Source organism: Salipiger sp. HF18, from assembly GCF_011806505.1.
Classification (GTDB): domain Bacteria; phylum Pseudomonadota; class Alphaproteobacteria; order Rhodobacterales; family Rhodobacteraceae; genus Salipiger; species Salipiger thiooxidans.
On sequence record NZ_JAATOS010000208.1, the window covers coordinates 1 to 6,827 of the forward strand.

Sequence of the window (6,827 nt, forward strand, 5' to 3'; positions counted from 1 at the left end):
CGACCCAGGCGCCAACTGCAGGGACAGCTCGCTCAGAAGCTCGCCGCCGCCATAGCTGTACGCCACGTTGTGCAGTTCGATCACGCCCGTTCCATCCCCGGAAAAACTCGGCCTGTTGTGCATGAGCCGCGCCGCATATGCAATCCGCGCCGCCCCGGGAAAATGGGCTTTTCCCATAGGGGTCGGTAACCTATTGTCGGCAAAGGAACGAGGCGTGAACGGTGCAGTTGATCATGGGGACGAGATGCGGCTGATTTGCCCGAATTGCGGCGCGCAATACGAGGTGCCAACGAACGTCATCCCCGAGGGCGGGCGCGATGTGCAATGCTCGAACTGCGGCCACACCTGGTTCCAGGCCCATCCCGACGACGACGCCGATCTGACGGGCGAGCTTGGCCACGGGCTTCCCGACGACGACTGGCAGGCGGATCTTCCGCCCGAGACCCCCGCCCCGGAGCCCGAGGCGGAGCCGGACCCCGAGACCATCCCCGAGCCTGACCCCGAGGAAGAACCCGAGCCGTTGCCCGTGGCCCCGCGCCCGCGCAAGCCGCGCAGCCTTGATCCCTCCGTGGCCGAGGTGCTGCGTGCCGAAGCCGAGCGCGAGGCCCGCAACCGCGCGGCCGACACGCTCGAGACCCAGCCCGAGCTCGGCCTGCAGGCCCCCGACGAGGACGACGCGGCCCGCCGTGCGCACGCGGCGCGCGAGCGCATGTCGGCGCTCCGGAGCGAGGACACCATGGCCTCGCTGGTCGGCGACGAGAGCACGGCCGCAGCGGCCGCCTCCGCCACCACCGCTGCCAGCACCCGCCGCGAGCTGCTGCCGGACATCGAGGAAATCAACCAGACCCTGCGCGCCACCGAGCGCCGCGGCATGGAGACGCCGCAGGGCCGCGCCGTGCTCGAGGACGAGGAAAAGACCGAGCGCAGCGGCTTTGCCAACGGCTTCCGGCTGGTTCTGGCCATCGTGATCATCGCGATCGCGCTCTACCTGCTGGCGCCCAGGATCGCCGGGATGTTCCCCGGTGCCGAACCCTTCCTGACCGCCTATGTCGCCAAGATCGACGCGCTGCGACTCTGGCTCGACGGCCAGGTGACCGCGATTGTGCAGATGTTCGGGGACGCCCCCGCCGAGTGAGCGCGAGACGGCGGGGCGCTCAGCCCCGCCCCTTCCACGGCACCAGCGCCTTTTCGGCAAGCCGCATCAGGATGTCGATGCCGAAGCCGATGACGCCGATCAGGATGATCCCCATGATCATCATGCCCGCGCCCTTCTCGGCCGCCACCAGTTCGGCGGCCACGACGGTGCCCCAGCACACGCCCATCGCCACCCGCGCGCCGGTGAAGATGTCCGGCAGCGAGTTCGGCACGATGACGTGGCGCATGATCTGCCACTTGCTCGCGCCCAGCGAATAGGCGGCGTGAACCTTCGAGATACTCACGCCCGAGACGCCCGAGCGCGCGGCGATGGCCATGATCCAGAGCGCGGCGAGGAACAGCAGGATGATCTTGCCCAGCTCGCCGATGCCCGCCCAGATGATCACCAGCGGGATCAGCGCCAGCGGCGGCACCGGGCGCATGAACTCGACGATGGGGTCGAACCAGCCGCGGAACCAGTCGCTGAGCCCCATGGCGTAGCCCAGCGGAATGCCGATCAGAGCGCCGAAGAAGAAGCCCGCGATGACCCGGAACAGCGACCAGCCGAGGTGCTCCCAAAGGGTGCTGCCGCGATAGCCCTCGCGGGCGATCTCGCCCAGCCGCGCCATCACCGCCTCGGGCGGCGGCAGCCAGATCGGCTCCATCTGCCAGCCCTTTGCGGGCTCGAAGTTGAGCGTGCCCTTGGGCGACATGCCGACGCGGCCGTACTCGGTGATGACCTCGCCGCCCGGCGCGATGGGCTCGCCGTTGACGGCCACCACGGTGTGTCCCTCGTCGCGGCCGTGCTCGTCGTTCTGGTCCACCCGCACCAGACCCGAGCGCCAGGCGCCCACGGTGGCGGAGTCGTTCCTGGCCCAGCCCTCGCCCGGGTCGACCTCGGGCGCATCCACCTCCTCGCCCACCGGGAAGACCCGGATGGTGACGGTGGCGTCGTCGGGCGCAACGCCCTCCGCCTCGGCCGTGTAGGTGAAGGTGGCGTCGCCCACGAAGGGCCCCGGCGCGTGCAGGAAGCCCGGCACCCAGTTCGACCCGGTGAAGGCGCCCCAGAGCAGGAAGATGGTCAGCACCGAGACGACGCTGGCGATGCGGTTGGGCCGCACCGCGCTTTCGTCGCCGAAGGTGACGGTCTTGCGGGCGGTGAAATCGCCGGTGGTGCGATGCACCAGCAGCTTCACCAGCAGGAAGGAGCCCACGAAGATCGCCGCGTAGATCAGGAAGACGATCATGTCGCGGCCCCCCCGGTCACTTCGGCGCGGCCCATGATCTCTTCCTCCATGTCCCAGATCATCCCGAGGATCTCCTCGCGGGTGCGGGCGAACTCTGGGTGCTTCTTCACCGCGCGCAGGTCCTCGCCCACGCCGATGTCGGCGAAGGGCAGACGGTACTCGCGGTGGATGCGCCCGGGACGCGGCGCCATCACCAGCAGGCGCTCGCCGAGAAGCAGCGCCTCTTCCACCGAGTGGGTGATGAGGATGATGGTCTTGCCGGTCTCCTTCCAGAGCTTCAGCACGAGGCTCTGCATCTTCTCGCGCGTCAGCGCGTCGAGCGCGCCCAGCGGTTCGTCCATGAGGATCACGTCGGGCTCATTGGCAAGGCAGCGGGCCAGTGCCACGCGCTGCTGCATGCCGCCGGACAGCTCGTAGACCGCCTTCTCCTTGAAGTCGCGCAGCCCGACCACCTCGAGCAGGTGGTCGACGTTGGCGCCCCAATCACGCTCGCGCCGCCCGGCCATGCGGGGCCCGAAGCTCACGTTGTCGCGCACGTTCATCCACTCGAAGAGCGCGCCCTGCTGGAACACCATGCCGCGCTCGGCGGCGGGGCCGGTGACGCGGTGGCCGTTCAGCCGGATCTCGCCCGAGGTGGGCGCAAGGAAGCCCGCCACGATGTTGAGAAGCGTGGTCTTGCCGCAGCCCGAGGGGCCCAGCACCGAGAGCAGTTCGCCCGCGCCGAGCTCGAGCGTCACGTCCTTGAGCGCCTGCACCGAGCTGCCGTTGGGCAGGTCGAAGCGCATGGAGATCTGGTCGATGGAAAGTCCGTTCATTCCCGTCCTTCACGATGTCAGGTGCCGGGGCCGCAGGGGGCCGGCAAGGGCGCCCCTGCAAAAATCTCGTGCAAGATTCTGCGCGGGCCGGACGACAGGCCGCCCCGCGCGCCGCATCACATTCCCGAAGCCGCCTCGAGCGGGCCGGTGTTGACCGCGTCGGCGTAGCTGTCGAGCGCCGCGTCGATGGAGCCGGCGGCCACGAAGACATCCGCCACGCCCTTCATGAACTCCTGCGCGCCGCCGCCCAGCCACTTCTCGGTGAGCTGTTCCTCGACGCTCGGGAACACGAAGGTGCCGATGGTCTCTCGGGTGGCCTCGAGATCCATGCCGGCGTCCTTGGCGATGACCGGCAGCATCTTCTCGTGGTTGGCCTCGTCCGCCCACATCTCGTTGGCGTCGCGGGTGACCATCAGGAACTTCGAGACGAGGTCCGAGTTCTCGGCGACCCAGCCCGCCGGGCCTGAGGTCACGTCGAAGACGAGGATGCCCAGCTCTTCCTTCTCGGCGCCGGTCAGCAGCACGTTGCCGTGCTCCTTCATGCGGCGCAGCGAGCCGCCCCAGCCGCAGGCCATGTCGACCGAGCCCTGCGCGATCGCGGCGGCGCCGTCCGGCGGCGCCATGTCGACGATCTCGAGGCTGTCGAGCGGCACGCCGAAGTGGTCCATCTGCTTGAGGAAACCGTAGTGGGCGGCAGTGCCCAGCGGCACGGCGACCTTCTTGCCGGCCAGCTCACTTGCCGAGTCCTTGTCGATCTCGAGCGCTTCGGCCACGACGCAGTTGTCGTTGTCGGCGTAGCTCACCGCCACGTCGAGCACCTGCAGGTCCTGCCCGGCGCTGACGGCCACGACGAAGGGCGGCACGCCCTGGCTCACCGAGAGCTGCACGTCGCCCGAGGCCATCGCCGCCGACATGGCGGTGCCGGTGTCGAAGCTCACCCAGTTGATGTCGACGCCCATGGCCTCGTCGTAGAGGCCCTCGGCCTTGGCGTATTCGAACGGCATCGGCCACTCGAGGAAATAGCCCACGGTGACGGTCTCGGCATGTGCCGCACCGGCGAGCAGCGCAGCGGCTGCGGCGCCAGCCATCAGGCCCTTGAATCTGGTCATATGGAGACTCCCCTGTTCTGTTGCCCGGCTCATCACGGCCGCGCTTTTTTTTCGCGGGCCTGTCCTCCGACCTGGCCCCCCGCACCATTCCCATCGGAAAACCGGCACCCGATCAATGTTTTTCCGGAGAATTCTGCCGGAAAGATCGTCAGGTTGCCCAGTGAACGGGCCGATGCACCGGCCGCGCCGCGGCGCTCGATTTCCATGCGGCGGCGCGGCGATCCCTGCTGCCCCCGGTGGTTGGGGTGTTGCCTAGGCTGACCATGTGTGTGCTAACATTCGCCGCAACACGGCCCGCGCGCCGTTCCCTTGCAGACCGGGAGTCACGAAATGGACGGCACCACCACCCAGAACGATCTCAGCCACGTCGTCGAGGCCGACAAGCGCCACGTCTGGCACCATCTCGTGCAGCACAAGGCCTTCGAAACCTCGGATCCGCGCATCATCGTCGAGGGCAAGGGCATGCGTGTCTGGGACCAGCACGGGCGCGAGCACATCGACGCCGTCTCGGGCGCCGTCTGGACGGTGAACGTGGGCTACGGCCGCAAGAGCATCGTCGACGCCATGTCCGAGCAGCTGATGAAGCTGAACTATTTCGCCGGCGCCGCGGGCTCGGTGCCCGGTGCGCTGTTCGCCGAGAAGCTGATCTCGAAGATGCCGGGCATGAGCCGGGTCTACTACACCAACTCGGGATCCGAGGCGAACGAGAAGGCCTTCAAGATGGTCCGCCAGATCGCCCACAAGCGGTTCGGCGGCAAGAAGCACAAGATCCTCTACCGCGAGCGCGACTACCACGGCTCGACCATCGGGGCGATGTCCTGCGGCGGCCAAGTCGAGCGCAACATTCAGTACGGCCCCTTCGCGCCGGGCTTCGTCGAGGTCCCGCATTGCCTTGAATACCGCGCCCAGTGGGACCTGAGCGGCGAGGCCTACGGCCAGCGTGCCGCCGATGCCATCGAGGAGGTCATCCTGCGCGAGGGCCCCGACACCGTGGGTGCGCTCTGCCTCGAGCCGGTGACCGCCGGTGGTGGCGTCATCGTCCCGCCCCCGGGTTACTGGGAACGCGTGCAGGAGATCTGCCGCAAGTACGACATCCTGCTGCACATCGACGAGGTCGTCTGCGGCGTGGGCCGCACCGGCACGCACTGGTTCGGCTACCAGCATTACGGCATCGAGCCCGACTTCGTGACCATGGCCAAGGGAGTCGCCTCGGGCTACGCCGCCATCGCCTGCTGCGTGACCTCCGAGCGGGTCTTTGACCTCTTCAAGGACGATGCCAGCGATCCGATGAACTACTTCCGCGACATCTCGACCTTCGGCGGCTGCACCGCAGGCCCCGCCGCGGCGCTCGAGAACATGCGCATCATCGAGGACGAGAACCTGCTCGAGAACACCACCAGGATGGGCGACTACATGCTCGACCGGCTGGGCGAGCTCATGGACAAGCACGCCGTCGTCGGCGACGTGCGCGGCAAGGGCCTGTTCCTCGGGGCCGAGCTGGTCAGCGACCGCGACGCCAGGACTCCTGTGACCGAGGCGCAGATCGGCGCCGTGGTGGCGGGCTGTGCCGCCGAGGGCGTCATCATCGGCGCCACCAACCGCTCGGTGCCGGGGCTCAACAACGTGCTCTGCTTCGCGCCCGCGCTGATCGCCACCAAGGACGACATCGACCAGATCGTCGGCGCCGTCGACAAGAGCCTGGCGAAGGTCTTCGCCTGACACGATGAACACGATGGACGAGATGAAGACCAACGATCACGGCCAACCGGTCGGCCAGCCGGTCGGCGGAGACTTCCCGCGCCCCCTGCCCCCGCGCAGCCCCAACGAGGGCCGTTTCGTGCGGCTCGAACCGCTGACCGTGGCCCATGCCGCGGGGCTCTTCGGGGTCTTCGCCGAGGACGCTTGCGGCCGTGGCTGGACCTACCTGCCGCGCGGGCCCTTCACCGACCTCGCCGATGCCGAAGCCTGGGCCGCCACCGCCGAGCAGAGCCGGGACCCGCTCTACTTCGCCATCTGCGCACCCGATGGCACCCCGCTGGGGTTCTGCTCCTACCTGCGGATCGACCCGGCCAACGGCGTGATCGAGGTGGGCTTCATCCACCTGTCCCCGCGCCTGCAGCGCACCGCCGCCGCCACCGAGGCCATGTTCCTGATGATGGCCCGCGCCTTCGACGAGCTCGGCTATCGCCGCTACGAGTGGAAATGCGACGCGCTCAACATGCCGTCGCGCCGCGCCGCCCAGCGGCTCGGGTTCAGCTACGAGGGCACCTTCCGGCAGGCGGTCATCGTCAAGGGCCGCAACCGCGACACCGCATGGTTCTCGATCATCGACGGCGAATGGCCCGCGCTTCGGGCGCGCTTCCAGGCGTGGCTGGATCCGTCCAACTTCGACGCCGACGGCCGGCCGATCCGGCCGCTGTCCGAGGCCTGAGCCCCAGCGCTCCGACGCCGCCCGCCGCGCCTGCCGCAGGCGGGCGCCGAGGCCGGGGATCTCGGCGGGCCGGCGCACGAGGGCCCCGACC

The 6,827-nt window shown here is 68.8% G+C and carries 7 protein-coding genes and 1 pseudogene; 3 read left to right on the top strand and 5 right to left on the bottom strand.

The features are described 5' to 3' along the window. Positions 1-84, bottom strand: a pseudogene (locus tag HC022_RS29860) (cell division protein FtsE); the annotation flags it as partial. A 130-nt stretch (positions 85-214) separates the two neighbouring features. Between HC022_RS29860 and HC022_RS15985 the strand changes: the two are divergent. Continuing rightward, entirely contained in the window at positions 215-1,135 is a 921-nt protein-coding gene (locus HC022_RS15985) for a zinc-ribbon domain-containing protein (RefSeq protein ID WP_368484679.1), read from the top strand. A gap of 19 nt (positions 1,136-1,154) precedes the next feature. Here HC022_RS15985 and HC022_RS15990 read toward each other — a convergent pair whose 3' ends face one another. The 4 genes from HC022_RS15990 to HC022_RS16005 all read right to left on the bottom strand — a co-directional run bounded on the left by HC022_RS15990 (position 1,155) and on the right by HC022_RS16005 (position 4,511). Next, entirely contained in the window at positions 1,155-2,381 is a 1,227-nt protein-coding gene (locus HC022_RS15990; RefSeq protein ID WP_167453097.1) for an ABC transporter permease, read from the bottom strand. Beyond that, positions 2,378-3,196: a taurine ABC transporter ATP-binding protein gene (locus HC022_RS15995; protein WP_089958685.1), complete on the bottom strand. Its 819-nt coding sequence runs from the start codon at positions 3,194-3,196 to the stop codon at positions 2,378-2,380. The genes HC022_RS15990 and HC022_RS15995 overlap by 4 nt, the downstream gene beginning before the upstream one ends. Positions 3,197-3,312: 116 nt before the next feature. Next, positions 3,313-4,305 (bottom strand): ABC transporter substrate-binding protein, encoded by a 993-nt coding sequence (locus HC022_RS16000; protein ID WP_167453098.1) that lies wholly within the window; start codon positions 4,303-4,305, stop codon positions 3,313-3,315. A gap of 32 nt (positions 4,306-4,337) precedes the next feature. Further along, positions 4,338-4,511, bottom strand: coding sequence for a hypothetical protein (locus HC022_RS16005; RefSeq protein ID WP_167453099.1), 174 nt, complete (start codon positions 4,509-4,511; stop codon positions 4,338-4,340). A gap of 124 nt (positions 4,512-4,635) precedes the next feature. On the opposite strand from HC022_RS16005, the gene HC022_RS16010 reads away from it, so the two are divergent. Together HC022_RS16010 and HC022_RS16015 are read left to right on the top strand one after the other, a co-directional pair. Continuing rightward, positions 4,636-6,024 (top strand): aspartate aminotransferase family protein, encoded by a 1,389-nt coding sequence (locus tag HC022_RS16010; protein WP_167453100.1) that lies wholly within the window; start codon positions 4,636-4,638, stop codon positions 6,022-6,024. Between the two features lie 13 nt (positions 6,025-6,037). After that, positions 6,038-6,736, top strand: coding sequence for a GNAT family N-acetyltransferase (locus HC022_RS16015; protein ID WP_167453101.1), 699 nt, complete (start codon positions 6,038-6,040; stop codon positions 6,734-6,736). Positions 6,737-6,827 lie beyond the last annotated feature (91 nt).